The organism is Deltaproteobacteria bacterium (genome assembly GCA_005879535.1).
In the GTDB taxonomy this organism is placed as follows: domain Bacteria; phylum Myxococcota; class Myxococcia; order Myxococcales; family 40CM-4-68-19; genus 40CM-4-68-19.
Map to the genome: position 1 here is coordinate 10,348 of VBKI01000028.1, position 25,493 is coordinate 35,840.

Annotated in this window: 27 protein-coding genes; 12 read left to right on the forward strand and 15 right to left on the reverse strand. The window is 69.5% G+C overall.

Annotated features, from left to right (window positions below; genetic code table 11):
• From E6J58_01335 to E6J58_01360, 6 genes are all read right to left on the reverse strand, one after another.
• On the reverse strand, positions 1-537 hold a 537-nt coding region (locus E6J58_01335; protein TMB42764.1), incomplete at its 3' end, for a polyprenyl synthetase family protein.
• Positions 432-857, reverse strand: a complete 426-nt coding sequence (locus tag E6J58_01340) for a hypothetical protein (GenBank protein TMB42740.1) — start codon at positions 855-857, stop codon at positions 432-434. The genes E6J58_01340 and E6J58_01335, both read right to left, overlap by 106 nt.
• 66 nt (positions 858-923) lie before the next feature.
• Entirely contained in the window at positions 924-2,222 is a 1,299-nt protein-coding gene (locus E6J58_01345; GenBank protein ID TMB42741.1) for a hydroxymethylglutaryl-CoA reductase, degradative, read from the reverse strand.
• Between the two features lie 223 nt (positions 2,223-2,445).
• Entirely contained in the window at positions 2,446-3,846 is a 1,401-nt protein-coding gene (locus tag E6J58_01350; protein TMB42742.1) for a PDZ domain-containing protein, read from the reverse strand.
• 45 nt (positions 3,847-3,891) lie between these two features.
• Positions 3,892-4,269: a hypothetical protein gene (locus tag E6J58_01355; protein ID TMB42743.1), complete on the reverse strand. Its 378-nt coding sequence runs from the start codon at positions 4,267-4,269 to the stop codon at positions 3,892-3,894.
• Between the two features lie 47 nt (positions 4,270-4,316).
• Positions 4,317-4,658 (reverse strand): hypothetical protein, encoded by a 342-nt coding sequence (locus E6J58_01360; protein TMB42744.1) that lies wholly within the window; start codon positions 4,656-4,658, stop codon positions 4,317-4,319.
• An 85-nt stretch (positions 4,659-4,743) separates the two neighbouring features.
• On the opposite strand from E6J58_01360, the gene E6J58_01365 reads away from it, so the two are divergent.
• Entirely contained in the window at positions 4,744-5,298 is a 555-nt protein-coding gene (locus E6J58_01365) for a TlpA family protein disulfide reductase (protein ID TMB42745.1), read from the forward strand.
• Between the two features lie 31 nt (positions 5,299-5,329).
• On the opposite strand, the gene E6J58_01370 is transcribed toward E6J58_01365, so the two are convergent.
• From E6J58_01370 to E6J58_01380, 3 genes are read right to left on the reverse strand one after another with little or no spacing between them, the layout of a single operon-like run.
• Positions 5,330-6,235, reverse strand: a complete 906-nt coding sequence (locus tag E6J58_01370) for an enoyl-[acyl-carrier-protein] reductase (GenBank protein ID TMB42746.1) — start codon at positions 6,233-6,235, stop codon at positions 5,330-5,332.
• A gap of 18 nt (positions 6,236-6,253) precedes the next feature.
• Positions 6,254-8,122, reverse strand: coding sequence for an FHA domain-containing protein (locus E6J58_01375; protein ID TMB42747.1), 1,869 nt, complete (start codon positions 8,120-8,122; stop codon positions 6,254-6,256).
• Positions 7,585-9,009, reverse strand: coding sequence for a serine/threonine protein kinase (locus E6J58_01380; protein ID TMB42748.1), 1,425 nt, complete (start codon positions 9,007-9,009; stop codon positions 7,585-7,587). The genes E6J58_01375 and E6J58_01380 overlap by 538 nt, the downstream gene beginning before the upstream one ends.
• A gap of 144 nt (positions 9,010-9,153) precedes the next feature.
• Here E6J58_01380 and E6J58_01385 point away from each other — a divergent pair, with 144 nt between their 5' ends.
• The 3 genes from E6J58_01385 to E6J58_01395 are packed head-to-tail and all read left to right on the forward strand — an operon-like array spanning position 9,154 to position 11,511.
• Complete coding sequence (locus E6J58_01385) at positions 9,154-10,191, forward strand: GNAT family N-acetyltransferase (GenBank protein TMB42749.1); 1,038 nt, start codon at positions 9,154-9,156, stop codon at positions 10,189-10,191.
• Entirely contained in the window at positions 9,594-11,096 is a 1,503-nt protein-coding gene (locus E6J58_01390; protein ID TMB42750.1) for a flippase-like domain-containing protein, read from the forward strand. Before E6J58_01385 ends, E6J58_01390 begins: the two co-directional genes overlap by 598 nt.
• A gap of 22 nt (positions 11,097-11,118) precedes the next feature.
• Positions 11,119-11,511 (forward strand): hypothetical protein, encoded by a 393-nt coding sequence (locus tag E6J58_01395; protein TMB42751.1) that lies wholly within the window; start codon positions 11,119-11,121, stop codon positions 11,509-11,511.
• Here E6J58_01395 and E6J58_01400 read toward each other — a convergent pair whose 3' ends face one another.
• Together E6J58_01400 and moaD are read right to left on the reverse strand one after the other, a co-directional pair.
• Complete coding sequence (locus E6J58_01400) at positions 11,512-12,519, reverse strand: HD domain-containing protein (protein ID TMB42752.1); 1,008 nt, start codon at positions 12,517-12,519, stop codon at positions 11,512-11,514.
• Positions 12,520-12,542: 23 nt separating this feature from the next.
• Complete coding sequence (moaD, locus tag E6J58_01405) at positions 12,543-13,199, reverse strand: molybdopterin converting factor subunit 1 (protein TMB42753.1); 657 nt, start codon at positions 13,197-13,199, stop codon at positions 12,543-12,545.
• Positions 13,200-13,292: 93 nt separating this feature from the next.
• Between moaD and E6J58_01410 the strand changes: the two genes are divergently transcribed.
• Positions 13,293-14,930 carry an NUDIX hydrolase gene (locus tag E6J58_01410; protein ID TMB42765.1) on the forward strand — a complete coding sequence of 546 codons (1,638 nt, stop codon included), beginning with the start codon at positions 13,293-13,295 and terminating at the stop codon, positions 14,928-14,930.
• Positions 14,931-14,984: 54 nt separating this feature from the next.
• On the opposite strand, the gene E6J58_01415 is transcribed toward E6J58_01410, so the two are convergent.
• Positions 14,985-15,698, reverse strand: a complete 714-nt coding sequence (locus E6J58_01415; protein ID TMB42754.1) for a hypothetical protein — start codon at positions 15,696-15,698, stop codon at positions 14,985-14,987.
• A gap of 61 nt (positions 15,699-15,759) precedes the next feature.
• Here E6J58_01415 and E6J58_01420 point away from each other — a divergent pair, with 61 nt between their 5' ends.
• The 6 genes from E6J58_01420 to E6J58_01445 all read left to right on the forward strand — a co-directional run bounded on the left by E6J58_01420 (position 15,760) and on the right by E6J58_01445 (position 19,289).
• Positions 15,760-16,812: a PDZ domain-containing protein gene (locus tag E6J58_01420; GenBank protein TMB42755.1), complete on the forward strand. Its 1,053-nt coding sequence runs from the start codon at positions 15,760-15,762 to the stop codon at positions 16,810-16,812.
• Positions 16,813-16,840: 28 nt separating this feature from the next.
• Positions 16,841-17,374, forward strand: a complete 534-nt coding sequence (locus E6J58_01425; protein TMB42756.1) for an FHA domain-containing protein — start codon at positions 16,841-16,843, stop codon at positions 17,372-17,374.
• A 35-nt stretch (positions 17,375-17,409) separates the two neighbouring features.
• The gene (locus E6J58_01430; protein TMB42757.1) at positions 17,410-17,862 is read left to right on the forward strand and encodes a hypothetical protein; all 453 of its coding nucleotides are present in this window, start codon (positions 17,410-17,412) and stop codon (positions 17,860-17,862) included.
• Positions 17,859-18,404 (forward strand): DUF3106 domain-containing protein, encoded by a 546-nt coding sequence (locus tag E6J58_01435; GenBank protein ID TMB42758.1) that lies wholly within the window; start codon positions 17,859-17,861, stop codon positions 18,402-18,404. Before E6J58_01430 ends, E6J58_01435 begins: the two co-directional genes overlap by 4 nt.
• Positions 18,405-18,427: 23 nt before the next feature.
• Positions 18,428-18,670 (forward strand): hypothetical protein, encoded by a 243-nt coding sequence (locus E6J58_01440; protein TMB42759.1) that lies wholly within the window; start codon positions 18,428-18,430, stop codon positions 18,668-18,670.
• Positions 18,671-18,776: 106 nt separating this feature from the next.
• Entirely contained in the window at positions 18,777-19,289 is a 513-nt protein-coding gene (locus tag E6J58_01445) for a hypothetical protein (protein TMB42760.1), read from the forward strand.
• 12 nt (positions 19,290-19,301) lie between these two features.
• Here the strand turns inward: E6J58_01445 and uvrA are convergent, their stop codons facing one another.
• A complete protein-coding gene (gene uvrA / locus E6J58_01450) occupies positions 19,302-22,175 on the reverse strand; it encodes an excinuclease ABC subunit UvrA (protein TMB42766.1) in 2,874 nt (957 codons plus the stop codon).
• 143 nt (positions 22,176-22,318) lie between these two features.
• Entirely contained in the window at positions 22,319-23,806 is a 1,488-nt protein-coding gene (gene lnt / locus E6J58_01455; GenBank protein ID TMB42761.1) for an apolipoprotein N-acyltransferase, read from the reverse strand.
• Positions 23,807-23,834: 28 nt separating this feature from the next.
• Between lnt and E6J58_01460 the strand changes: the two genes are divergently transcribed.
• The gene (locus E6J58_01460) at positions 23,835-24,347 is read left to right on the forward strand and encodes a hypothetical protein (protein TMB42762.1); all 513 of its coding nucleotides are present in this window, start codon (positions 23,835-23,837) and stop codon (positions 24,345-24,347) included.
• Positions 24,348-24,360: 13 nt separating this feature from the next.
• Here the strand turns inward: E6J58_01460 and E6J58_01465 are convergent, their stop codons facing one another.
• Positions 24,361-25,449, reverse strand: a complete 1,089-nt coding sequence (locus E6J58_01465; protein TMB42763.1) for a hypothetical protein — start codon at positions 25,447-25,449, stop codon at positions 24,361-24,363.
• Positions 25,450-25,493: the final 44 nt, after the last annotated feature.

Consider the following 25,493-nt stretch of genomic DNA (forward strand, 5'->3'; position numbering starts at 1 on the left):
ATCCGCCCGCGCCGACGCCTCGGCGCCGCTCCGGCGCAGGATCGCGCGAAGCTCGTCGACGTCCGCATCAGGCCTGCCGAGCTGCGCACGCAGCCGGCCTGCGTCCGCCGTGGACGCCTTCTCCAGCGCTCGCGCGACGAGCAGGGTCCGCTTCCCTTCCCGCAGATCGCTCGCGTTTGGCTTTCCGGTCACCTCCGGCGCGCCGAACGTGCCGAGGAGATCGTCGGCGATCTGGAAGGCGACTCCCAGCGGCCGGGCGTAGGCGCTGAGCACGTCGAGCAACGGCTGTGACGCGGAAGCAAGGGCAGCGCCGAGGTGGAGGGGAAGCTCGAACGTGTACGTTCCCGTCTTGGCGCGCTGGATCTCGAGGACCTCCGCCGCCGAGAGCTCGCGCCCTCGCGGACCGCGCAGATCCGCCATCTGGCCGACGATCACCTGCTCGATGGTCCGCGCGGCCATCGGCGCCGCCGCTCCGAGGAGCTGGTAGGCCCACGCCTCGCAAAGGCTGCCAGCGAGCAGGGCGAGGCTCGACCCCAGATGATCTCCTGATCCATGAAGTCGTCGTGGATGAGGAGGTAGGCATGCAGCAGCTCCGCGCCGATCGACGCATCGAGCACGGCCTCCCTATGGCCGCCCGCCGCTTCATGGCCGAGGAGGAGGAGAGCGCCCCGCAACCGTTTTCCGCCGCGGAGGAGATAGTCCCGGAGCGCGTCGGCCACGTCGCGCAACGCCACTGGCAAGGCCTCGAGCGCGCGCAGCTTGTCATCGAGAAAGGCGCGCAGCCGCGGCTCGGCGATGCGCGCGTACTCGACGATGCAGTCCGGCGGATTCAGGGGAGCGCCGCGAGGAGAACGCATCTCATCAGTCTAGCTCGCGAGCGCCCATGCTCAACCATGGACTCGCCAAGCCCCCGGCGGCCGTGCCTACGTCGCTTCCGCCGACGGGCCGCGCGCCACCAGCTTGGCGAGGATCTCCTGGGCGCGGTGCAGCTTGATCTCGCCCGCGGCGATCAGCGCCCGGGCCACTTCCTCGACGGCGGAACCCTTCGCCCCGGCGCTCACGGCGAGGTTGCGCGCGTGGAGAGCCATGTGGCCCTTCTGGATCCCGACGGTGCCGAGCGCGCGGAGCGCGGCCATGTTCTGCGCGAGACCGACGGCCGCCATCACGCCCGCGAGCGTCTGCGCGCCCGGGTTCCGCATCATCCGCAAGAGCACCGGGATGAGCGGATTGGCCTTCACCGCGCCCCCCACGGTACCGACCTGGATGGGAAGCTCGATGGTGCCGTGCAGGGCGCCCTCCTCGACCCACCAGCGCGTCAGCGGCTCGTAGCGGCCGTTGCGCGCACAGAAGGCGTGCGCGCCGGCTTCGATGGCCCGCCAGTCGTTCCCGGTGGCGAGAGCCACGGCGTCGACGCCGTTCATCACTCCTTTGTTGTGCGTGCAGGCACGATACGGGTCGGCGTCGGCGAAACGGGATGCCTCGGCGATGCCGTGGGCCACCTCCGCACCGGAGAAGCCGAAGTCGGCGAGCGCCTCGAACGGGATCCGGCAGGAAGCGCGCGCCAGCCGCAGGTCGGCCAGGTTGGAGAGGATCCGGAGCCGCACCCGGCCTCCGGTGATGCGCTCGATCAGTGGCGCGACGCCCTCGCACATGGTGTTGATGAGGTTGGCGCCCATCGCGTCCTGGGTGTCGACGATCAGATGGACGATGGCGTGGGTCTCGGCGCCGACGCGGATCAGGCGCACTTCCACGTCCTTGGCGCCTCCGCCCCGCGCGCTCATCGCCGGGTGCAGCGCGTTGGCCGCCGCGAGGATCGAATCCTTCTGCCGGAGGACAGAAGCCTTGGCGGCTTCAGGATTGGAGAGCTCGGTCACCTGGACCTGGCCGATCATGCGCGGCTCGTCGGCATCGGCCTTGAAGCCCCCGCCCTCGCGGACGATCTTCGCCGCCAGCGAGACTGCCGCGATGACGGACGGCTCCTCCACCGCCATCGGAACCAGCACGTCCTCGCCGTTGACGAGGAAGTTGAGCCCGATCCCGACCGGAAGCCCGAGAACGCCGACGGCGTTCTCGATCATGGCATCCGCGTTGGCGAGGGGCAGGGTGGCGCTCTCTCCCAGGCCTTCCAGCTCGTCGCGCGACAGCTCGAGCTGTTCCGCCAGACGCCTCAGCCGCTCCGCCATCTTCATCTTGTAGAAGCCCGGCAGCCTGCTGGAGCCCATCCCGGTGTGACCTCCTCGAAGGCGGCCGTAGTGTGACGTGATTCGGGATTTCGTGCAGCTCAAAACGCCCGAAACGACCACGGCTGTCCCATCTCGAGGATGCGCTGCGTACATGAAAGTCGCGCCGGGAATTCATGAAGATTTGGGGAAGCGTCAGCCGCTGCCGCACCGGAGGTGCGGCTTTGCGGCTGTTGCTCGAGACTGTACACATGTCAGCGCGCTTTTAATGGGCTCCGCCGCGCGCGGACAGGGGCGCCTCGCGGCGCACGCCGAAGAACAGTGTCTTTCCGCCCCGCCGCACGTAGAGCCGGGCGATGTCCGCGGTTTCGGAAACCGCCTTGCGATACGCGGCCTTGTCGGCGACGGCACGGCCGTCGATCTCCAGGAGCAGGTCGCCTTCGCGAACGCCGGCGCGGTAGGCGTAGCTGCGCAGATCGATGCTGCTGATCCGCACGCCGCGGCCCTCTCCGTCGCCGGCGGCGGAGTCCTCGACCGCGAACCCGAACGGCTCCTGTTCGCGGCGCAATCCGGGGGGAGGCGGAGGCGGCTCCCAGGGCGCGCCGGGCTTCTCCAGCAGCATCACTTGGACCTCGAGGGCCTGTGCGCCGCGCCAGACGCCGACGCGAACGCGCTTGCCCGGGGTGGTGCGAGCGGTCAACCAGCGCAGGCGATAGCTCTCGCTGACCGCCTCTCCGTCGAACGAGGTGACCACATCCCCCACCTTGAGTCCGGCGCGCGCAGCCGGACCGTCCGCGGCCACGTCGGTGATGATCACCCCCTTGCCGCCGGGGACGCCGAAGCTCTCCGCCAGGTCCGCGGACATCGATTCCTGGATCGAGATTCCCATGTAGCTGCGCACCACGTGGCCCTGGGAGGCGAGCTGCGGAGCCACGTCGCGGAGCTGCTCGACGGGGATGGCAAACCCGATTCCCTGACCGGAAGGGTTGACCGCCGCGTTGATCCCGATGACGGCGCCGCGCGCGTCGAGCAAGGGGCCGCCGGAATTGCCGGGGTTGATCGCCGCGTCGGTCTGGATGAAGTCGTAATAGCCCGGCCGTCCGCTGGGGTTCACGTCGCGGCGTCCCTTGAAGCTGACGATGCCCGTCGTCACGGAGCGGGAGAGACCGAAGGGGTTCCCGATGGCGACGACCCACTCGCCGACCTCCACCCGGTCGCTTTCGCCGAGCGCGAGGACCGGGAACGGCTTGTCGCCCTCGATCTTGAGCAGCGCCAGGTCCGTCGCGTCGTCGTGACCCACCAGCGTTGCGCGATAGACCCGCTCGTCTTCGCCCACCTGGACGGTGATGTCGGTCGCTCCCTCGATGACGTGGCCGTTGGTGGCGATCAGCCCGTCGCTGCGGATGAAGAAGCCGGTGCCGATCCCGCGCACAGGGGTCTCGACCGGTCCGCTCCCGCCATGTCCGTACATGCGCTCGAGGAAGTCGCGGAACGGATCGTTGCCGCCGGCGCGCGCCGTGGTGGCCACGATGCCCACGACCGCGGGCATCGACGTCTTCACCAAGGCGGCGATGGAGGAGGGCGGCGCGGTGGGCCGCTCCCGCGTCGCCGGTGCATCGATCCACAGCACCTTCGACGCGAGCAGCAGCGCGAGGGCGAGCGTCATGCGGGCAAGGGTGGGGACGCCCGCCCGCTGCGGCAATCGCTCCGTCTACTTTCGGACCATCGCTCCGACGAGCTGTTCGGCGGCGTCGTTCGCGGCGCGCGGCGGCCGTCTGCCGTCGAGGAGCACCCGGAATTCGTACTCGGTGCGCGGCTGCTTCGGCGTCCAGCACCGCACTTCGACGTCTCCGAGGAGCTGCGACATCACCTTGCCGGTGCATTGCGGATCGCCTTCGCCGCGGCCTGCGAGCGCGTCGAAGACGGTCTGGCCGGCCGCCGGCTTCCAGGACATGGCCGCCGAGATCGCCTTCTTGGCATCGCTCGCGTCGAATCGACCCTGAAGCCAGACGAGAGTGAACGCGAGAAGCGCGATCATGGCCACCGCGATCGGCCAGCGCCGCCTTGGGATGCCGAGGATGGCCGCCACGGCGACGTCGTACCACGCAGGTCATGCCACCGTAGGGTTAGGTTGGATTACCTGGACTCCGCGCGGGCGGGCTCGGCGAGCAGCGAGTCCAGCGCGGCACGGTCCGCGGGATGCAGCGTCTCTTTCGGCGGCTGCGGAACGATCCCTTCCCGGCTGGCGCCGCGGCGGCCGGTCTCCGATTGCGGACTGGCCGCCTGCGCCTTCCGGGACGCGCGGCGCGCGGGCGCACGCGCTGGATCTTCGCGGGTCGCCTTCGCGCCCACGGTTGCGACCCAATCCCAGCTCGCCCGCAGCGCTCGCGCTGCGATGCGCGCTGCGGTTCGCGGCGGCACCGAAGAGACGGCGTATGCGAGGCCGCCGGCGAGGAGGATGGTAAACACCCACTTCATGCGCGCGACGCTGACATGCGCCCGCGCCGGTCGCCAATTTTCCGCCGCTTGACGCAGAGCGGCCTCGCCCGCATGGTACCCGCCGATGGCGAACGACGTTGCGCTTCGCGCCCGCCGCAGCGACCTGTGGATCTGGGCGCTGGTCGTCCTGGCGACGGCCAGCGTCGTCGCGGTGGCCGTGCTCCAGGGGAATCGCGCCGGTCAGCGCTTCGCGGGAAAGCCCGCGCCGGCCCTCTCGTTGCCGCTTCTCGGCGGGGGCAAAGCAGCGATTCCCCAAGGAAAGGTCACTGTCGTCGACTTCTGGGCCACTTGGTGCGCGCCCTGCCGCTACTCGATGCCGCGGCTGCAGAGCTTGTGGACGGAGTACAAGGCGCGCGGCGTCGAGCTCTATTCAGTAGATACCGACGATCCGGCGCCCGACCGCGACACGCAGGTCCGCAAATTCCTCTCCAGCAACGGGCTCAGCTTCCCCGTTGCGCTGGACGACGGCAGCGCGAGCGATGCCTTCAGCGTCGCCAACCTTCCGACGATGCTGCTGCTCGATCGCAGCGGACACGTGGTGTGGAGCCACGTCGGCGCATTCACCGCGCCCCGCGAGCGCGACCTGCGCGCCGCGCTCGACCGCGCCCTGAGCCCCTAGCCGCTGCCGCGCCGCAGGCGCGGCTCTGCGGCTACGCTTGAGACGTTCCGGCAGGCGCGGTCCGCCCCATCGTGTGGTAGCCCTTGTCCACGTAGATGGTGGTCCCGGTGATCCCGCTCGCCAGCGGGCTGCAGAGGAACGCCGCGACATTCCCCACTTCCATGGCGTCGAGCTTGTCCGGGAGCGGCGAATTCGCCTTGTAGAAGTCGACCATCTCCTCGATGAAGCCGATGGCGCTCGCCGCGCGGGAGGCGAGCGGACCCGCCGAAATGGTGTTCACGCGGATGCGGTGCTTGCGCCCCGCCTCGAACGCCAGCGTCCGGGTATCGCTTTCCAGCGCCGCCTTCGCCGAGGACATCCCGCCGCCGTACCCGGGCACCGCGCGCTCGCTGGCGAGATACGTCAGCGAAACGGCGCTGGCGCCCGGGCGCATCAGGGGAGCGAGCCGCTGCAGCATCGACACCAGCGAGTACGCGCTGACGCCGATGGCGGTCAGGTATCCATTGCGCGACGTCTCCAGGAGGGGCTTCTTCACCTCGGGCCCGTTGGCAAGGGAGTGCACGAGGATGTCCAACGGCTTGTCCCCGAAGTCGCGGCGCATCGCATCGGCGAGCCCCTGGATGGAGAAGTCCCCGCGCTCGTTGTAGCGCTTGCTGGTGCGAATCTCTTCGGGGCAGTCCGCGAGCGTGTCGTACGTGGCGTCGAGCGGGTAGATCCGCTCGAACTCGAGCATGCCGCCGCGCGCGAGCTTGCGGGACTCGTCGATCTTCCCCCTGCGGATCAGCGTCTCGAAGATGTTCAGCGCCGGCGGCCAGGTTCCCACGCAGACCGAGGCGCCGGCCTCCGCCAGCGCCTTCGAGATCGCGAAACCGAACCCGGCATCGTCGGCGACTCCGGCGACCAGCGCGCGCTTTCCCGTCAGGTCGATTCCCAGCATGCGCGCGGTATCGCGCAATCACCTGTAGTCCGCAAGCGAGAGGTCGAAGCGCTTGACCCATCGGTGCACTTGCATACGGGCTTTCCCCAGCGACCTGGCGACTGCGGCCACGTTCCCGTGGCTCGCGCGCAGCAGCGTTGCGATCTGCTCGCGGCGGCGGAGGTCCTCCGCAGAGAGCTGCCGCGGGCGCAGGCCGGGGATCGCCGCCGCCGGCGCGCCGGGTGGCCGGATGCTCTCGGGCAAGTGCGCGAGCTCGATCGGCCCGTCGCCGGCGAGCACCAACGCAGCTGCGACGCACCGCTCGAGCTCGCGGATGTTCCCGGGCCAGCCATGACGCAGCAGCGCGCGTCCGGCGTGGGCGGTAAACGTCGCCTGCGCGCCGCGATGCCGGCGAAGGATCGCTCCGATGAGAAGCCCGAGATCCTCGCGCCGCCGGTGCAGCGGCGGCAGGCGAAAGGTGAAGCCCGCGAGGCGCGCATGCAGATCGGGGCGGAACCGCTGCGCCGCCACCGCGTCCTCCAGGTCGACGTGCGTGGCGGCGAGCACGCGCACGTCGATGCGCACCGGCTCGGTCGCGCCGACGGGGAGCACTTCGCCCTCCTGGAGCGCGCGCAGCAGCGCTGCCTGCGCCGCCATCGAAAGGTCGGCGATCTCGTCCAGCAGCAGCGTTCCTCCTTCGGCGGCCCGCATCAGGCCGGGCCGGCCCTCGATCGCCCCGGTGAACGCGCCCTTGCGGTACCCGAACAGCTCGCTCTCGAGGAGGGTGGGCGCGATCGCCGCACAATTCACCGCCAGGAAGGGGCCCTGCCTGCCGGAGAGCTCGTGCAGGGCGCGGGCGAGAACCTCCTTTCCCGTCCCGGTCGGCCCGGCGATGATCGCGGGCAGCATCGATCGCGCGATCGCCGGCACGGACAGGAGCTCCGCTGCCAGCGCCGGGGAGAACGTCGCCAGCGAAGGATGGGGTGGCGAGAAAGGTTCCACGGCCGCCGAGGCGCGGAAGAGAAAGTGTGTCGCACCCATTTCCAGGACGTCGCCGTCCACCAGCTCGCGATCGGTAATCGGCTCGCCGTTGACGAAGGTGCCATTGGTGCTCCCGCTGTCGACCGCTCGCCATCGCTGTCCTTCGCGGCAAAGCCGCGCGTGCGACTCGGAGATGAAGCGATCCGGGATCCCGATGCGAAGCGATGTGCCGTCGCGGGTCACTCCGTCTCCCCGGCAGAAGACGGCTTCGCCGGCGCCGATGAGCGGGTGCTGCGCGAGCTTGCGGCAAGGAGCGGCGCAATCGAGGACCTCGAAGAGATGGGGAACGCCGCCCAGGCGGCGGACGGGGTTTCGGGGAATGGCGGGGGTCAGGGGCATGCTGCCTCCGGGGCGAGCGCCTCGTCGAGGGAAGCCGCCAGCTCCAGCAGGCGCTGGGCGAGAGCCGGGTCGCCGTCGCCGGCGCGCGCAGTCGTCGCCGCGCTCTCCGCGGCAGATGCCAGGACGAGGAGGTCGGGCCGGCGCTCGCGGAGCAGCAGCGCGCGGCGGGCGACGCCGTCCGCCAGCCGCAGCAGACCCGATGCGTGCGCAGGAAGACCAGAAAGGGGTGCTTCGCTCGCCGGCGGCCGCAGTCCCCAGGAGAGCATGTAACCGAACGCGGCGCCGGCCGCGGTCCACCACGCGCTCGAGCCAAACGCGGCCGTGGCCGCCATCGCTCCCAATCCGCAGAGCAACGCGAGCGCCCATCCGCCGTGTCGGGCGAGCCACTCTTCCGAGGGCGGCCTCATCTCCACCCGCCGCACGGTTGCGGGCAGCCCCTGGGCGGCGCAGAGCGCCGCCGCCGCTTCCGCGCTCCGATGGCTCGCGGCGCTCACCAGCACCGCCTGTCCGGCGCCGAGCAGCCGGCATTTCCAGCCCGGCGATGCCCGGGTTCCGAGCCGCTCCAGCACGCGCTCGATGGGCCGCAGCGGCGCCCGCGGGCGGACCACGTCGTGCACGAGCACGTCGTAGTCGCCGGCAGCGAGCGCAGGTGCAGCCGGTGGAGGCGGCGGCACCGACCCGCCTTGGAGTGCACGCAGGAACTGGCCGGCGTCGAGAAACCGCAGCTCGGGGTCGCTCTCCAGCGCGCGTCGCAGGGCGGCGGCATCGCGCCCGTCGCTGGGAGGGGCGGACGAATCGCACCACCGGTGCCCGGTGAGCATCTCGTACCAGGTCGATCCCAGGGCGTAGAGATCCGCGCGCGCGTCGCCTGGCTCGCCGGCCAGCACCTCCGGAGCGACGTAACCGAGGGTTCCGGCGATCGCGCCCTGCGAGGTGAGCCGCGATTGTCCGGCGACACGCGCCAGACCGAAGTCGAGGATCTTCACCGTGCCGCCGTCGGTGAGGAAGATGTTCTCCGGCTTGAGATCGCGGTGCACGACGCCGTGGCGATGGGCATCCCGCAAGGCCTCGCAGACGTCGCGCGCGATCCGCCGTGCCTCGGCCGGAGGCAGGGGTCCTTCGCGCAGCAGCCGCTCCCGCAGCGTGATGCCGCGGAGCAATTCCATCGTGATGAACGGCCGCCCCGCGTCCTGGTGCACGTCGAAGACGCGGACGATGCCGCGATGGTCGAGAGAACGCGCGATCGAGAGCTCGCGGCGGAAGCGCTCGCAAGTGGACGCGTCGAGCGCGAGGTGAGCGTGCAGCAGCTTGATCGCGATCTCCGCCCCCGTTGTCCGGTCGTGCGCGGAGAACACTTCGGCGAGCCCGCCCGCGCCGATCCGGCGCCGTAGCTCGAATCGCCCCGTGAGCAGCACGCTCCAGCGACTCCATGGCCGTCACTGCGGCCACGCAACAGTGCACCAGGTTGCGCAACACCCGCCGGGCGGTGCCCTCCCTCTGCGGAAGCGCGCGGTCTCGCCGGCACGGGGGATGCTAGGACCGGCCCGGAAGGAGGTGCCATGGTCATCGAGGAGCTCGACCCCGGGGCCGCAGCGGAATGGGATGCGTACGTCGAAGGCAAGGAGCCCGCCAACTGCTATCACCTGCACGGATGGCGCACCGCCGGCGAGCGCGCCTACGGTCTGCGGGCGCCGTATCTCGTGGCGCGATCGCGGCCCCGGGGCGAGTTGCTCGGAGCGCTGCCGCTGTTCTTCGTCCGCAGCGCACCCCTGCGGGGCTACGCAACCACCGGCCTGTTCGGATCGTACGGCCCGGTGCTCGCGGAAGACGCCGGGATCGCGGCGCTGCTCCTCCGGGAAGCCTGCCGGCGCGCAAGGGATGCCGGGCTTGGCTCCCTCCGGTTCAAGGGGTTCGGAGAGGAGCCGGCGGCGACCGGATTCATCCCGCTGGATCATTGGGTCATCGCCACCGTGCCGCTCTGGCCGTCGCCAGAACAGGCGTGGGCCGCGATCCGCGGCAAGGAGCGGAACCTGGTCCGCAAGGCGCGCGAACACGGGCTCGAGGTGCGGCGCGGGGCGGAGGGCATCGCCGCGTTCTACGACGTCCTCGCCGACAACATGCACCACAAGGGTGCTCCCATCTACGGCCGCCGCTTCATCGAGGAGCTCGTGCGGGCGTTCCCGAGGATGGCGGAGGTCGTCACCGTCAACCAGGGAAGCCGCTGCGTGGCAGGCGCGGTGACGCTAACCTTCAAGGGAGTGATGGCGATCCCGTTTCTCTCCTCGCGGCCGGATGCCCTCTGGCTGCGTCCGAACGTTCTGCTCGTCTGGGACCTCATCTCCCGCGCGTGCGCCGCGGGCGTACGGACGCTCGACTTCGGCACTTCCCTGCGCGGATCGAGCGCGCTCAGGTTCAAGCTGCATTGGGGAGCGCACACCATGCCCCGTTCCATCCTCGTGCGCGCGCTGCGCGGCCGCCCGCCCGCGATGGACGTCGAGAGTCCGGTGATTCGCGCCGGCGTCGCGCTCTGGCAGCGGCTGCCGCGCGCGTGGGCGGACGCTCTCGGCCCCCAGGTCTGCGCCAGGTTCCTCGCGTGAGCGAAGCCGTCCTTCCTGCCCGTCCGCGCTGGCTCCTGCGCGCGGCTGGATGGCTGCTCGCAGCCGCGGTGGTGTTCGTCGTCCTGCGCCGGATCGACTTCACCACGCTCGGATCCGCTCTCCGGACCACCGACTGGCGGTGGGTCGCGCTCGCGGTCGGTTGCAACGTGATCGGCAACACGGTGGCGCGCGTCCGGCGCTGGCAGGCCTTGCTCGAGCCGATCCCGAATCGCCAGCGCGCGAGCTTCCTCGACCTGCTGCGGATCTCCTACGCCAGCGGAGCGGTCAGCAACCTCCTGCCGGCGCGCGCCGGCGAAGCGGTCCGCGTGATCGAGCTCAAGCGCCGCCGCGGCTATCCCGCCTCCGCGCTGATTGCCGCCCAGCTCGCGGAGAAGGGCATCGAGGCGATCAGCCTCGGTCTTCTCTTCGGTCTCTGCGCGCTGCTGCCGGGCGCGCAATTGCCGCCGCTCGCCATCGCCGGCGCGCTGGCCGTCGCAGCGGTGGTGGTGCTCGCAGTTCTTCCCCGGCGCGCACCCGGCGTCGCAGGCCGCTTCCTCCATGCCCTCCGCGCTGTGCACGCGGAACGGTCCTGGGTGCGAAGTCTGCTCTGGTCACTTCTTTCCGACGCCGTCGACCTGGCCCTCGTGGGCTTCTGCCTGCACGCGCTCGGGATCGACGTTCATCCCGCCGTCTGGGGCATGGTCCTCTTGTCCATCAACCTGTCCCTTCTCTTGCCCGCTACGCCCGGGCACCTGGGCGTCCTCGAAGCCGGCGCGGTGGTTGCGCTGACTGCGGCAGGCGTCAGTCCCGGGCCGGCGCTCGCGTTCGCGCTCGTCTACCACTCGGTGCACCTCGTTCCGGGCACGCTGCTGGGCGTGCTTGCGCTCGCGGTGCCGTGGGAATGAACCGACCTGATAGTCTCGCCGGATGCGCGTCGCGCTCCTGGCGCTGGTCGGCTGCGCCCATGCAGCGGCCGCTCCGTCTCCACCCGGATTTGCCCGGTCGAAGGAACGGGCGGCCGAGGTGTGCCTTCCTCCAGGCGAGAAGGCGTATCTGGCGGGCCTCCGGTGCGCCGATGGCAGCGCGCCGGGCATCCGCCGGATGGGGTCGGTCGGGAGCCGCGTGTCGCCGGTCGATCCGGACGATCCGCGCATCCTCCTGCAGATGGATCCGGAGCGGCCGCTGCAGCCGGGCGAGCCGGACCTGCACATCGTCGACGCTTTCGAGGCCCGCTGCAGCGGCGTGATCTATACGCTGTTCATCGACATGTACCACTGCCCGTCGCCGCAGCAGCCGCCGGCCGACGGCTTCACACGATGATCACTCGGTGCGCCACTGACTGACGGGCGCGGGAGGCGGAGGGATGTCCTCCTCGCGGGTGCGACCGAGGTTGAGCGTCTCCGCGGCGCGCCCGATCAAGATGACGAGCTGGTGGTCCCGCCAGCCCTTGTTCGCCTCGCCGTGCAGGAACTCCACCGCGTTCACGCGCGTGCGCGCCCGGTGATAGGGGCGGTCGGTGGTGATGGCGTCGTAGATGTCCGCGAGCTGGAGGATCTGCGCGGGCACCGGAAACAGCGAGCCCTTCAAGCCGTCGGGGTAGCCGGTCCCGTCGAGCTTCTCGTGGTGCCAGCGGATGATGGGCAAAAGATGGCGGAGGCTTTTGAGCGGCTCGCAGATGCGCTCCCCGATCATGGGGTGCTTGTTCATCACGATCCGCTCCTTGTCCGTGAGGCGGCCCGCCTTGTTGATGATCTCGTTCGGGATCCCGATCTTGCCGATGTCGTGCAGGACCCCGCCCTGGCGCAGCGCTTCGCACGTCTCCTCGTCCAGGCCGGCCAGCCGTCCCGCCTCGACGGCGAGGGCACCGACGCGCTCGGTGTGCCCTTCGGTGTAGGCGTCCTTCGCCTCGACGGCGTTGGCGAGCGCGAAGATCACCTGGGAAGCGTCCTCCAGCCGCTCGGTGGCGAGCCGGTTGCGGAGCGCGGAGCGGATGCGGGCGTGAAGCTCCGCGCGCGGCGGCGGGAACGGCAGGACGTGATCCGCGCCGTCATCGAGCGCAGCCACCGTCTGATCTTCGCCCGGCTCGGCGAACGCGATCACCGGCAGCAGCCGCGTGCTGGCGGCTCCCTTGATGCGCCGGCAGACTGCGCTGCCTGCGGCCGATCCGCCACGCAGATCGACGAACGCCACCGCGGGCCTCGCCGCCAGCAGCGCATCGGCCGCGGCGGTCGCCGAATCCGTCTCGATCAGGGCGTAATCCGAGCCCAGCGCCGCGGCGAGGGCTTCGCGAAAGGCGAGGTCTCCCGCGGCGAGGACAGAGATTCCCATGCGCGAATCGAGCGTAGCACGGGCTAGGACCCGAGGCCCACCCAGGAAGAGCCGTCCGGATACAGCTCCCGTTTCCAGATCGGTGCGTCCTTTTTCAGGGCCTCGATGGCATGGCGGCACGCGTCGAACGCGTCGGCGCGATGCGGCGCGGCCGCCGCGATGACCACGGAGATTTCGCCGGGTTCCAGCGCTCCGACGCGGTGGTGGATGATCACGCGCGCCGCCCACTTTTCCCGGGCCTGTGTGGCGATGTGATCGAAGATGCGCAGCGCCATCTCCGGATACGCCTCGTACTCCAGTCGCACTACGCGCTTGCCATGGTTGTCGGCGCGCACCGTGCCGACGAAGGTGACGACGGCGCCGCAATCCGCTCCGGCGACTTCCCGCACGGGAGCGTCCGGTGAAAGGACGCCCGGGCCGATGCGATGACCGCCTGCTCCACCGGACACCGGCGGGATGAGGGCCACCTCGCTGCCGTCCCGCAGCGCATGGCCCGCGGTGGCGAACTCCCGATCGACGGCCAGGCGAAGCTTCTGCGCTACCGCCTGCAGCGGAGGGTGCCGGGCGCAGGCAGCGGCCAGCGCATCGCCGGCGGTGGCGCCGTCACGGACCTCGAGGACCTCCGACGCGGTCCCCGCGCGCTCCCGGGCGGCGGCGAAGTAGAGGATCGTCACGCGCATGGCGCGCCCATGGTAACGCGTTTGACGCCAGAGGGGGCCGTCTCTATTGTCCGCAGCCCTCATGGCTGCGCCGCACAACCTGTCCGTCGACGAATGCCTCGCGCTCCTCAAGGACGGCTCGCTCCGTTCGGACAGCATCGCCGAGGAGATGGAGTGCGCAGGCGTCTCGCGGCCCCTGCCGGCGCAGGTGCAAGCGGCGCGCGACGCGCTGGCGAAGCTGCAGACCGAGGCCGTGGCGCAGACCGCGGGCCTTCCGGGGCCCGACGCGCGCGGCGTGGCCGCGGAGATCTCGGCGTTGCCGCAGATGCTCGCGCTTGCGCTGGTGCACGCGGCGGGGCGCGCCTCCCGGCAGGAGGTGCTGTTCGAGCTGGCCACTTCGACGAACCGGAGCCTGGCCAAGGAAGCCAAGCGGGAGCTGCAGAAGCTGAAGCAGCGCGGCGTGCAGGTGCAGGAGCTCCCTCCGCAGGGCGAGCCCGTGCTGAAGCCGCTTCCGGAAGGCGAAGCTCCCTCTTGCTACGCGAGCAGCATCGACGCGTACGGCGAACGGGCCGTGTGGTGGACGCGTCCCGCCCGCCAGGGCGTCGAAGTGGTGCAGGTGGTCCTTTCCGACCTGAAAGGGATCCTGGCGGTCGACGCGCTGGCGCTCTCGCGACGGTCGTGGCGGGAATTCGTCAAGCGGCTGCCGCATCAAGGGGTCGTCACCACGGTGGAGATTCCGAAGGATCACGCCCGGCAGCTCATTGCCGAGGCAGAGGCAGCGGGCGCCCGCAACGGCTTCTCCCCTCCTGCGGCGTACGCCGAAGCGCTCCGCCTCCTTGGCCCGGCGCCGGAGAGTCCACCGCCGTCTCCGGGCCTCTCGGTGGAGTTGGACGACGAGCTCGCGCACCGGCTCGCGGGGGCGGCGCTGTTCGAGGATCCGCTGTTCATGGCCTGGATCCCGGAGGAGGACGAGCTGCGCCGATTCGCGCTGCGGATCGACGAGATCGCCACCAGCCAGCTCTACGTGGACGCCCGCCAGAGGCAGCAGGGATTCGAGCACGCCGCCGCCGACGCCGCGCTCGCCTATTTCACGCCGCAGCGACGCGCGATCTACGCGAAGCGCCTGGTGGAGATGGGCCACGTCCTCGCTTCCGAGGACCGGCCGGACGCGGCGCGGACGGCGCTCGCCGTATCCCGCGCGCTGGAGAAGGATGCAATGAACCCGTTCTGCCGCGCGCTCTTCACGCACGCGCTCAAGGGCCGAATGGAGCAGAAGGCGGCGCCACAACCGGCGACGCCGTCGGGGCTGGTCACGCCGTGAGCGAGCAGCAGCGCAATCCGCTTCCCACCACCGACGCGATCATCGCCGGAACGGATGGCCGCATCGTCCTCATCCTGCGCAGGAACGAGCCGCGAGGCTGGGCCATCCCCGGCGGCTTCGTCGACTGGGGCGAGGAGGTTGGGGTCGCCTGCCGGCGCGAGGCCCGGGAGGAAACCGGCCTCGAAGTCGAGCTGGTCGCGCAGCTGTTCACCTACTCGGACCCGCGGCGGGATCCGCGCAAGCACACCATTTCCACCGTGTATGCCTGCAGGGCAAAAGCAGGCACGGATCTGGTGGCGGGCGACGACGCAGCCGATGCGCGATGGTTCAGCGAAGCGGAGGTACCTTGGCGGGAGCTCTGCTTCGATCACGCGGAAATCCTGCGCGACTACTTCCGCTGGGTCCGCACCGGCGAACGCCGCCGAATCTAGCGTAGGTACAGTCTCGAGCCATGGCCGCAAAGCCGCACCTCCGGTGCGTAGCGGCTAGCGCGACCGTTCGTTGCCGGTCGGAGGCGGAACGGACAGCGTAGAGGGGCGGGCGAGGGTGCGGGACGCGGCGTCCGCCTGCTGCCATTTGTTGTAGAGGTCGACGGCGTTGGAGCGTCGCTGCGCGACTTCCTTCAGGAGATTTGCCTCGTTGGCCTGCGCCGCCGCCACGCGGTGATCGACGTCGCCAGCGTTGACCGAGCCGGCTTCAGGCGCGTTGCCCGCCTTCATTGCCCGGTACTTCGTCTGCTCGGTCAGGGTCTGGGTGGTGATGACGTGGGACTCGGCGACGCGCCGCTCCGCCTCCGCGACGCCGATCATCTGCTGCAGGTACTGGAGCTTGAGGTCGGTGGCCTTGAGCCGGTCCTGGGAACCGGCGATCTCCTGATCGATCTCGGCCATCTGGTCCTTGCTGGCGTATTGCCTCTTGAGCAGGTCCTTTTCCGCCTGCGCGCGCTTCAGTTGCGCCTCGGAGACGGAGCGCTCGCTGCGGGCCACTTCCAGCCTCGCGCGGCCATCGGCTTCGCTTGCGCGGGCGCGGGCGAGAGCATCGCGGGCGCGGCCTTCCTCGACGCGCGCTTCGTCCACCGGCTCCATCTGCGCCTCGTTGAGGCGAGCGAGGCCGGAGTCGTCGACCCTGGCGGCGGGCTTCTGCGAGGAGCATGCCGCCGCGAGAACCGAGCCACAGACTGCGATCAGCGTTCTGCGCATACGGACCCCTTGGCAAGTCGGCACTTCAACGTAGTGCCTGCGCGCGGGTGGAGCATGGGCTATGCTGCCGCGCTTCATGGCCATCGTCGTCGCCGTCGTGGGCCTCGGCCTGCTCATTGCCGCCCACGAAGCAGGGCATCTGCTGCTCGCCCGCCTGATGGGCATGCGGGTGGAAACGTACTCGCTCGGTTTCGGCCCGCGCATCTGGGGGTTTCGCCATGGCGAGACCGACTACAGGCTGAGTGCCCTGCCGCTCGGCGGATACTGCAAGATCGCGGGTTTCACCCCGGACGATCCCGCTGCGCAGGATCCGAACGACACCGGTTCCTACATGAACAAGCCCGCCTGGCGACGCTTCCTGGTGATCGCCGCGGGCCCCGGCGTCAACTACTTCGTCGCCTTCCTGATCATCGCCGTCCTCTACGCCAGCAACGGCTTTCTGGATCTGACCACCAGCCGCATTGAGGTGGTCCCCGGCGGCCCGGCGGCCGCGGCGGGACTTCAGACGGGCGACCAGGTGGTGGCGGTCGACGGCGCCAAAGTGAACTCGTTCGAGGACCTCCGGCGCGAGCTGCAGAAGCCAGGCGCCGGGCCCGAGCGGCGGATCGACGTGCTGCGGCAGGGTATGCCACAGTCGTTCACGGTACGGCCTCGGAACGGCACCATCTCGGTCAAGCTCGATCGGGTGATGGTGCGGCTACCTGTCTCGGAAGCCGTACCGCGGGCGCTGCACGACGTCTGGGCCCTGAATGCGGCGACGGTCGGAGCGCTCTGGGACGCCGTGCGGGGGAAGGGAAGCGCTTCGCTCGCCGGCCCCATCGCCATCGTCCGCCAGGCGAGCGCGGAGGTGCGGCGCGGCGTCGCCGACTTCGCCAGCATCCTGGCGAACATCTCGGTGGGCCTGGCCCTCTTCAACTTCCTTCCCGTGCCGGCGCTCGATGGAGGGAGGCTGGTCTTCCTCGGCGTCGAGCTCGTGACCCGGCGCAAGGTGAACGCCCGGTTCGAATCGGTGGTCCATGTCGTGGGTCTTCTGCTCCTGCTCGGCTTGCTCCTCACGGTGGTGGTGTTCGGCGATCTGCAGCTCGGAAAGCGGCTCTTCGCGCGCGGCGGCTGAACCGCGGCTGGCGTGTTAGAGAGCGGGGATGGCGAAGACGCGCAAGACGTTGGGCCGGCGTGCCAAGGCGGCTCCCGCGGCGCCGAAGAAAGCATCGCGCGTGCAGCTCACCGGGGACGACCGGGACCTCATTCGCCGCCTCGCCGAGCGGACCGGCCTGGAGGCTCGCGTCGTGGTCGAGCGCGCCCTGTCCGCATACGCCGCCGCCGCGGCTCCGGGGATGCCCCTGCATGCAGAACCGGCGCGCAAGGTCCGCAAGGGCGAGCCGGGGCAGAAGCTCTTCATCTCCGTCGACGGCAAGCCGGAGGTCGAGATCGACAAGACCGAATTCGTTCTCGGCAGCGGGGAGGGGGTCGATCTCCGGCTGGACCTGCCGCTCATCTCGCCGCGCCACGCCCGCATCCTCTGGAAGGGCGGACGGCCTGTTTTCGAGGATTTGCGTTCGGCGCGCGGCTCGTACCGCCTGGGACGGCCGGTCGACGTCCACATGCTCGAAACCGGCGACGAGATCGACCTGGGCGGCTTTCTCCCCATCCGCTTCCGGCTCGGGGAAAGCGTGTAACTTTCCCGCTCGATAGCGGTTCTCTCCAGGAGAAGATGGCGCACGTCGGTCACAGGCTTCAATCGCTGCTCTCGGGCGGCCTCTCCTCCGCGGATCGGGAGGAGGCAGAGGCCCATCTGCATGGCTGCGTTGGCTGCAAGGAGGAGCGCGATCTCCTCGCCGCGGCCCGGGCCGTGATCGCGCCGCTGCCTGCCCAGGAACCTCGCGTCGGATTCGCGCCGATGGTCGCGGTCAACGCGCGCGATCAGCGCGGATCCCCTTTCCGGCGCTGGCTGCGCTGGTCCTTCGGCGGAGTCGCCGCGGCGGCCGTCGCGGCGGTGGCGGTCGGCCTGCTCATCCCGGCGACTCCGCCATCGCAGCGCGGCGACGAGGTGCGCATCGCGCAGCGGCTGGAGCTGTTCGAGGACCTGGCGGTCGTGCAGCATCGGGAGGCGCTCGAGGATCTGGAGGTCGTCGCCGTCCTGCATACCCTGGAGGCGCGGCCGTGAAGTGGACGCTGCTGATCATCGCGGTCCTCTTCGGCGCCGCGCCGGCGCGCGCGCAGCAGAGCGCCGAGGACCGGTTCCGCAGCCTGCCCGCGGAGAAGCAGGAGGAGCTCCGGCGGAGGTTCCGCGAGCTGCAGTCGCTGCCGCCGGCGGAGCGCGCCGAGCTCCGGCGCAATCTCGAGCGACTCGATGCGATGCCGCCGGGGGATCGTCGGGCCGTGCTCGAGAACTACCGCCGGTTCGAGCAGATGACGCCCGAGGAGCGGCAGCAGATCCTGCAGCGGTGGAAGGAATTTCGCAGCCTGCCTCCGGAGAAGCGCGCTGACTTGCGCCAGCAACTCCGGCGGATCATGGACGCCGATCCGGCGGAGCGGCGGCAGCTGCTCGACAACATGGGCCGCTGGGAGCGGATGACGCCGGAGCAGCGCGAGGAGATGCGGCAGCGGTTCCGGGAGCGGAGGGAACAGCGCCGGCAGGAGCGCCAGGAGCGCCGCCAGGAACGTCAGGAACGCCGGCAGGAGCGGCGGCAGGACCGCCGCGGCTAGCCGCCGCCCGGGATCGGATCCGCATGTTGCGCGTCGCCGTCGTCATCGCGGGGCTCCTCTATAGTTCCGCGCAGGCGCAGCAGCGCATGGAACCACCTCCTGCGACGGATCGTTCCGACGCGGGCTCCACCGACCGGACGCTCTCCAAGGAAGACGCGGAGCTGCTCAACGACCTGGCGGTGCTCGAGCGCATGGAGCTGCTCAAGAACCTCGAGCTGTTCGAAGAACCCAAGCAGCCGGAGAAGAGCGACCAGCGGCAGCAATGAGGTTCCATCCCGATTCCGAACCTGCGCGGGGCGGAGTGTGGCTGGAACGTCGACACACATCCGCGCCTTGCTGGACCACCCTCTCGGAGCGGTAGCTTCCCATCGGATGCGACTCGTTTTTTACAGAGCTGCAGCATCGGCGCTGACCTTCACACTGCTCGTCTCGCAGGCTGCGCGCGCGGACCACTGCACCCCGATCCGAAGCAACATCGTGACGGACTACGCGCTGGGGCCCAGTTGCGCGAGCCCCGTCGGCGTGTGCACCGTGGGCACCCTTTTCTCCGGCAGGATCGCAGCCACCACCCGGTTCACGGCTCGCAGCGTCATGCCTGGCCTGTCGCCCGACCTTCTCGTCTACGCCGGCGAGCTGGTGCTGACCCTGAGCGACGGCACGATCACCATCCGCGATCATGGCCTGCTGAACTCCACGACTGCGTACTTCTTCGAGGTCCAGCAAGTCATCGCGGGCACCGGCGCATACATCAACGCTCGCGGCCTGCTGACGTCGCGAGGACTGTCCACGCCGACGGGGTTCCAAGGACTGGTGAGCGGAACGATCTGCATCCCCGTCGACCAACCTGAGCGCCGCAGGTCTCGTCCCGATACCTATCTTCCGTGACCGCGACCTGGCCTAGGCCGCCCGCCCGCGCCCGAGCACCTTCCCCAAATACTGCCCGGTATAGCTCCCCTTGGACTGCGCCACCTGCTCCGGCGTGCCCGTCGCCACGATGCGCCCGCCCTTGTCGCCACCCTCCGGACCGACGTCGACGATCCAGTCCGCGCACTTGATCACGTCGAGGTTGTGCTCGATCACCAGCACCGTATTGCCCGCATCGACCAGCCGGTTCAGCACGCTGAGCAGCCTCTTGATGTCTTCGAAGTGCAGGCCGGTGGTGGGCTCGTCCAGCACGTAGAGCGTGCGGCCCGTGTCGGTGCGGGCCAGCTCGCGCGACAGCTTGATGCGCTGCGCCTCTCCTCCGCTCAGGGTTGGGGATGGCTGGCCAATCTTGATGTACCCGAGACCCACGTCATCCAGCGTCTTGAGAATCCGGATGATCTCCTTGTGCACGGAGAAGTGGTCCATCGCCTCGCGCACGCTCATGTCGAGCACTTCGGCGATGTTCTTGCCCTTGAACGTCACCCGCAGGGTGGCGTCGTTGAAGCGTTTGCCGTGGCACACCTCGCAGGGCACGTACACGTCGGCGAGGAAGTGCATCTCCACGACCTTGAGGCCGTCGCCTTCGCAGGCCTCGCACCGTCCGCCCTTGACGTTGAACGAGAATCGACCCGGCTCGTAGCCGTAGGCGCGCGCTTCCGGCGTCCGCGCGAACACGTCGCGGATGCAGTCGAACACCTTGGTGTACGTGGCCGGATTGCTCCGGGGCGTGCGGCCGATGGGCTTCTGGTCGATCTCGATGACCTTGTCGAGATGCTCGATGCCGCTCAGCGCCTTGTAGGCGCCCGGCGCCTCGCGTGAGCCGTAGATGGCCCGCGCCAGGGCAGGGTAGAGGATGCCGTTCACGAGCGTGGACTTGCCCGCGCCCGAGACGCCGGTCACCGCGACCAGGCACCCGAGCGGGAACTCCACCTCCACGTCCTTCAGGTTGTTCTCCGCCGCCCCGATCAGCTTCACGCTCTTGCCGCTCCCGCGCCGACGCTGCGACGGGACCTCGATCTTGCGCCGTCCCACCAGATACGCGCCAGTCACCGACCGCTCGGCCTTCATCACGTCGCGCGGCGCTCCGGAAGCGACAATCTCGCCCCCCAGCTCGCCCGCGCCCGGTCCGAAGTCGACGATCCAGTCGGCCTCCTCCATGGTCTCCTCGTCGTGCTCGACGACGATGACCGAGTTGCCCAGGTCCCGCAGCCGCTTGAGCGTGGCCAACAGGCGCATGTTGTCGCGCTGGTGCAGGCCGATGGACGGCTCGTCGAGGATGTAGATGACGCCGGTCAGCTCGGACCCCATCTGCGAGGCGAGCCGGATGCGCTGCGATTCTCCGCCGGAGAGCGAAGGACCAGGGCGATCCAGCGTCAGATAGCCGAGTCCGACGTCGAGCAGGAACCTCAGCCGGTTCCCGATCTCCTTCAACAGCTCGGAGGCCACCACCTTGTCGCTTCCCTCGAGGGGCAGGGTGGCGATGAACTGCATGGCCTGCTCGATGGTCATCCGCGAGACCTGCACGATGCTCTTGCCGGGGGCCTCGCCGATGTCGCCAATGCTGACGGCGCGGCTCTCCGGCCGCAGGCGCTCGCCCTTGCACGCGCTGCACGGCTTGTCGCTGAAGTAGCGCAGGTAGTGCTTGCGCATGCTCTCGGAGGTAGTCTCCTTGAACCGGCGCATGAGCATCGGGATGATGCCTTCGAAGCTGGTCTTGTAGGTGCCGGTGCGCCCGCCCTCGCTCCAGCGGATGCTCATGGTCTCATCGCCGGATCCGTAGAGCAGGAGATCCTTGATGTCGCGCGGCAGGTCCTTCCAGGGCTTGTCGAGGGGTACCCGGAACGAGCTGGAGAGGGACTCGATCATCCGGAACGTCCAGCCGCCCTGCTTCTCGAGCGCGTGCGTCCAGGGCTCGACCGCGCCGCCGCGAATGCTCCGCGAAGGGTCGGGAACGATCAGATCGGGGTCCATTTCCGGCCGGGTACCGAGCCCGTTGCACTCGTGGCACATCCCCAGCGGGTTGTTGAAGGAGAAGCTGTGCGGCGCCAGCTCCGGGAAGCTGATGCCGTCGACCGGGCAGGAGAGGTGCTCGCTGTACATGCTCTGCGTCTCGCCGCCCCGGGGAAGCTGCGTGAGCGCCTGGAGGACCCCCTTGCCTTCCTTCAGTGCCGTCTCGACGGAGTCGATGAGCCGCCGCGAGCCGTCATCCTTCTTCACCACCAGCCGGTCGACGACCACCGCGATGTCGTGCTTGCGCTTCTTGTCGAGGTCGATGTCCTCGTCGAGGTCGCGGATCACGCCGTCGACGCGGGCCCGGGCGAACCCGCGCTTGCGCGCATCGGTGAGGATTTCCTTGTGCTCTCCCTTGCGCTGCTCGATCAGCGGGGCGAGCAGCGTCAGCTTCGTGCCCTCCGGAAGCTTGGACAGCTCCTCCGCGATCTGCTGCGCGCTCTGCTTGCCGACGCGGCGACCGCAGATGGTGCAGTGCTGCTTGCCCACCGCGGCGAAGAGCACGCGCAGGTAGTCGTGAATCTCGGTGATGGTGCCCACCGTCGACCGCGGGTTGTTGGAGGCGGCCTTCTGCTCGATGGAGATGGTGGGCGACAGCCCGCGGATCACGTCGTAGTGCGGCTTCTCCATCTGCCCGAGGAACTGCCGCGCGTAGGCGCTGAGCGATTCGACGTAGCGGCGCTGCCCTTCCGCGTACAGCGTGTCGAAGGCGAGCGAGCTCTTCCCGCTGCCCGACACGCCCGTGAAGACCACCAGCTTCTTCTTGGGGATGTCCAGCGTGATGCCCTTGAGGTTGTGCTCTCGGGCTCCCTTGACGAAGATGGTTTCGGGCTCCATGGCGGCCTGGGTCAGGTGGGAACCGGGCAGGATATGCGGCGCAGTCAGTGTTCTCAAGGCGCAAACCGGTCTACACGCGGGGTCTGACACAGCCCGGCAGTCCGGCTTTCCGGCGGCCGGGCAGGCAGCAGGAACAGTCCGGATTACGAGCGCTTCCGCGAGCGGACACCCACTCCAACAATCGAGGCCAACGCGATCCATCCCGGCCAATCGCCGAGGAGCTCGTAAGGCGTCGTTCCCTGCAGCATGGGCACGTCCGCGAGCGCCACGCCGCGCTGGTTGCGGCCGATCCGCTGCAGGACGCGGCCGGTGGCGTCGACGAAGGCGCTGATCCCGGTGCTGGTGGCGCGCAGCAGCCAGCGGCGGTGCTCGATGCTCCGCACCGCCGCCAGCATGAGGTGCTGTTCCTGCTCGTGCCCGGCTCCGTACCAGGAGTCGTTGGTGAGGTTGACCATGGCGTGCGCGCGCCCCTCGCCATGGTCGGCCATGATCGAGCGGACGATGCCGGGGAGGATGTCCTCGTAGCAGATGAAGGTCGCGAACCGCCACGAGTCCCAGCGCAACGGCGCGGTGCTCTGGCCGCGCGCGAGCGGAGTGGAGAGAGGCGACCACTCGTACACCTCGGGGAACCATTCCCCGCCCGGGATGTATTCGCCGAAGGCGAGGAGCTGGATCTTGTCGTAGTGGTCGCCGACCTTCCCGCTTTCGTCGATGACGAAGGCGCTGTTCCAGAGCTTGCGCCCCTCGACGCGCATCGCACCGACGATGGCGGCGACGGGAACGCCACCGGTGATCGCGCGCCCGTCCATCTCGCCTGTGTACAGAGGGCGCGTGTTGAAGCCCACCTCCGGCCAGATCACCAGCTCGGCGCCGCGCGCGTGCAGCTCGGCCGTCTCGTCCTGCAGCGTCCGCACCGAGGCCAGCGGGTTGGCGTGCAGCTCCATCTCGCCGACGTTGGGCTGCGCGAGACCGACCGAGACCTTGTCCGCCGAGCGTTGCACGCGGTCGACGCGGACCAGGCGCACATATCCGTACGTCCCGCTTCCGAGCAGCGCCACCAGCGAGGCCGCCATCGCTCCCACCGGCGCCGGCTTGCCGAAGCGCCAGGCCTCGATGGCGTCGAAGAGCGCTCCGTTCACCACCGCCTGCAGCGCGGAGAGGAGCAGGGTGCCGCCGATCTCCGCGATCTGCACCAGCGGCAGCACCGGCATCAGCGCGACGCCGGTGTAGCTCTGGAAGAGCAGCGGAAAGGCGAACTCGGCGGCCACCAGGGCGAGCGGGAGCAACGCCGCCGCGGGCCATTGCGTGCGCCGGCCCACCCAGACCAGCGCGAGCGACATCACGCCGAAGAGCAGCCCCTGGCCGGCGCAAAGCAGCAGGTATCCGATGAAGGCGACCCACAGAGGCGCGCCGGCGAAGACCTGCAGCACGTACATGATCCAGGTGTACCCCCCGAGGTGCGTGACGAAGCCCATCCAGGCCCCGAGCCACAGCGCGCGCCGCGGGGTCGCCTCGCGCAACGACCAGAGCAGCGGTACGAAGCAGACGAACCCCAGCGGCCAGATGCCGAATCCGATCCAGGAGAGGAAATAGAGGACGCCGGACAGCGTCGGCAGCACCAGGCGGCGCATGAAGCGCCCTCATGTAACATGCCGCCCGATGGCGGTGCTGCTGAACCAGACCAGCAACCTGCGCCTGCGCATCGAGCTGCTGCGCAGGATCTCCGACGGGACCACCCGGCCGGCGTCGCTGGAGATGCGCGTCGGCGTGGACCGCTACCAGCACCAGCCGGGAGGAAAGCACGCCTTTGCGCCCATGCTCGACGTGCCCCGGGCGACGCTCCTCGACATGGATCTGATCCAGTTCATCCAGGCGCTGGAGGAGCTCCTCGACGGTCGCGCACAGACGGCGGCGCTGGAGGCGAGCGTAGACCCGGCCATCGGCCTGCGGTTGCAGGGCGGGCCGGAGGCGTTCCTCGTCGAGGTGGGCATCGATCTTCTCAATGTATTGGAGCAGGTCGGCGGGATGGCCGGCGAGCGCGGCGCCGACCTCGCGCTGTACCGCTTCGCGGTGAACAAGCGCGCCGCCCTGGCGTTCTGCGCGGCCCTGATCGAGGAGTTCGCCGCATTTCCGACCGATCCATCGGCGGTGAGCCCCGGCGAGCCAGCATAGACCGGGCTACGCTTCACCCGGCAACATTACCTCGCGGATCGCAGTTGTCGAGAGCTGCGCGCTGCCCAAGGGCAGCTTGAAACAAGGTGGCGCTCGCAGGTGGCGCTGCTCCCGCGCGATGCCACTCGGCGCGGGCGGGATGCATGAATCCCGGGATCATTCGATGGAGTACAACTTGCGCAAGGTCTCGCCGCGGCGCTCGATCTCGACCTCGATGCGATTCGCGTCGCGCAGTTTTTGATAGATCTCCAGCGCCTTGTCCGGGCTGTTCATTTCGTACCCGTTGATGCGACGGATCACGTCGCCGTTCTGGATTCCAATCTTCGCGTACAGCGAGTCGGGCACGATGGAGAAGAGCTTGAACCCGTTGGCGACGCCATTCGTGAACGAGGGCAGGATGCGCACCTTGGTAGCGAGATCGGGCAGGTTGGTGAGCGCACTGTTGACGCACCCCGTCGCTCGCGCCGTGCTGCGCCGGCATCCCGCGGATGGGCAGCGGCGAGACGCCGAGGTCGGAAGCGCCCAGGCCGTTATTGTCGATGTACTCGTTGACCCCGTCGTGGTCGAGCAGCACGCGCTCCTTCTCGATCGCGTAGATGCGGGCGCCCTGGTAGCTGTCGCCGATCCCGTAGACCTGCGTCTCGTTCACGTCGGGGTTGGTGATCTGGCAGAGCGAGTATCGGAGTGGGTCGGCGATGGCGGTGCCGATCAGGGTCCCGTGCAGGGGCGAGCGGACCGCGCGGTCCCATCCGCCGCGGCGCCCGTCCGCCGTCTGCGTGCCGACGAGCGCTGCCTTCGGAAGGGGAACGTCGAACAACTTTGCCATTTTCTCTGCGTCGAGCTCCAACGGCTTCGGCTGGCTCGTGGCCGGCGGCGTCGCACTCGCCATCAGCACGGCCGGCTTCGGCGCAATTGCCACTGCGGCGACGGTGCTCACAGTGCGCGCAATGAGGTACGCGCTTAGCACGACGGCGAGGGCGTCGCCGGCCCAGGAGTACCTCTGGAGGACGAGCTCCATGAAGAATGGAAGAGCAAGGGCCATGCCATCGATTTCTCGACGACTTCCTGGGCGCGGCACGGCCGGAAAGCTGGCGAGCGACAACGTGACACGCTCCGCCGCACCTTCGATGGCAAATTGTCACGGCG

Coding starts and splice junctions, on each gene's coding strand:
- E6J58_01340 (TMB42740.1), bottom strand. CDS start 857: ATGCGTTCTCCTCGCGGCGCTCCCCTGAATCCGCCGGACTGCATCGTC.
- E6J58_01345 (TMB42741.1), bottom strand. CDS start 2,222: ATGGGCTCCAGCAGGCTGCCGGGCTTCTACAAGATGAAGATGGCGGAG.
- E6J58_01350 (TMB42742.1), bottom strand. CDS start 3,846: ATGACGCTCGCCCTCGCGCTGCTGCTCGCGTCGAAGGTGCTGTGGATC.
- E6J58_01360 (TMB42744.1), bottom strand. CDS start 4,658: ATGAAGTGGGTGTTTACCATCCTCCTCGCCGGCGGCCTCGCATACGCC.
- E6J58_01365 (TMB42745.1), top strand. CDS start 4,744: ATGGCGAACGACGTTGCGCTTCGCGCCCGCCGCAGCGACCTGTGGATC.
- E6J58_01370 (TMB42746.1), bottom strand. CDS start 6,235: ATGCTGGGAATCGACCTGACGGGAAAGCGCGCGCTGGTCGCCGGAGTC.
- E6J58_01375 (TMB42747.1), bottom strand. CDS start 8,122: ATGCCGGCTGCTCGGCGCCGGACAGGCGGTGCTGGTGAGCGCCGCGAG.
- E6J58_01385 (TMB42749.1), top strand. CDS start 9,154: ATGGTCATCGAGGAGCTCGACCCCGGGGCCGCAGCGGAATGGGATGCG.
- E6J58_01395 (TMB42751.1), top strand. CDS start 11,119: ATGCGCGTCGCGCTCCTGGCGCTGGTCGGCTGCGCCCATGCAGCGGCC.
- E6J58_01400 (TMB42752.1), bottom strand. CDS start 12,519: ATGGGAATCTCTGTCCTCGCCGCGGGAGACCTCGCCTTTCGCGAAGCC.
- moaD (TMB42753.1), bottom strand. CDS start 13,199: ATGCGCGTGACGATCCTCTACTTCGCCGCCGCCCGGGAGCGCGCGGGG.
- E6J58_01410 (TMB42765.1), top strand. CDS start 13,293: ATGCCTCGCGCTCCTCAAGGACGGCTCGCTCCGTTCGGACAGCATCGC.
- E6J58_01415 (TMB42754.1), bottom strand. CDS start 15,698: ATGCGCAGAACGCTGATCGCAGTCTGTGGCTCGGTTCTCGCGGCGGCA.
- E6J58_01420 (TMB42755.1), top strand. CDS start 15,760: ATGCTGCCGCGCTTCATGGCCATCGTCGTCGCCGTCGTGGGCCTCGGC.
- E6J58_01425 (TMB42756.1), top strand. CDS start 16,841: ATGGCGAAGACGCGCAAGACGTTGGGCCGGCGTGCCAAGGCGGCTCCC.
- E6J58_01430 (TMB42757.1), top strand. CDS start 17,410: ATGGCGCACGTCGGTCACAGGCTTCAATCGCTGCTCTCGGGCGGCCTC.
- E6J58_01440 (TMB42759.1), top strand. CDS start 18,428: ATGTTGCGCGTCGCCGTCGTCATCGCGGGGCTCCTCTATAGTTCCGCG.
- E6J58_01445 (TMB42760.1), top strand. CDS start 18,777: ATGCGACTCGTTTTTTACAGAGCTGCAGCATCGGCGCTGACCTTCACA.
- uvrA (TMB42766.1), bottom strand. CDS start 22,175: ATGGAGCCCGAAACCATCTTCGTCAAGGGAGCCCGAGAGCACAACCTC.
- lnt (TMB42761.1), bottom strand. CDS start 23,806: ATGCGCCGCCTGGTGCTGCCGACGCTGTCCGGCGTCCTCTATTTCCTC.
- E6J58_01460 (TMB42762.1), top strand. CDS start 23,835: ATGGCGGTGCTGCTGAACCAGACCAGCAACCTGCGCCTGCGCATCGAG.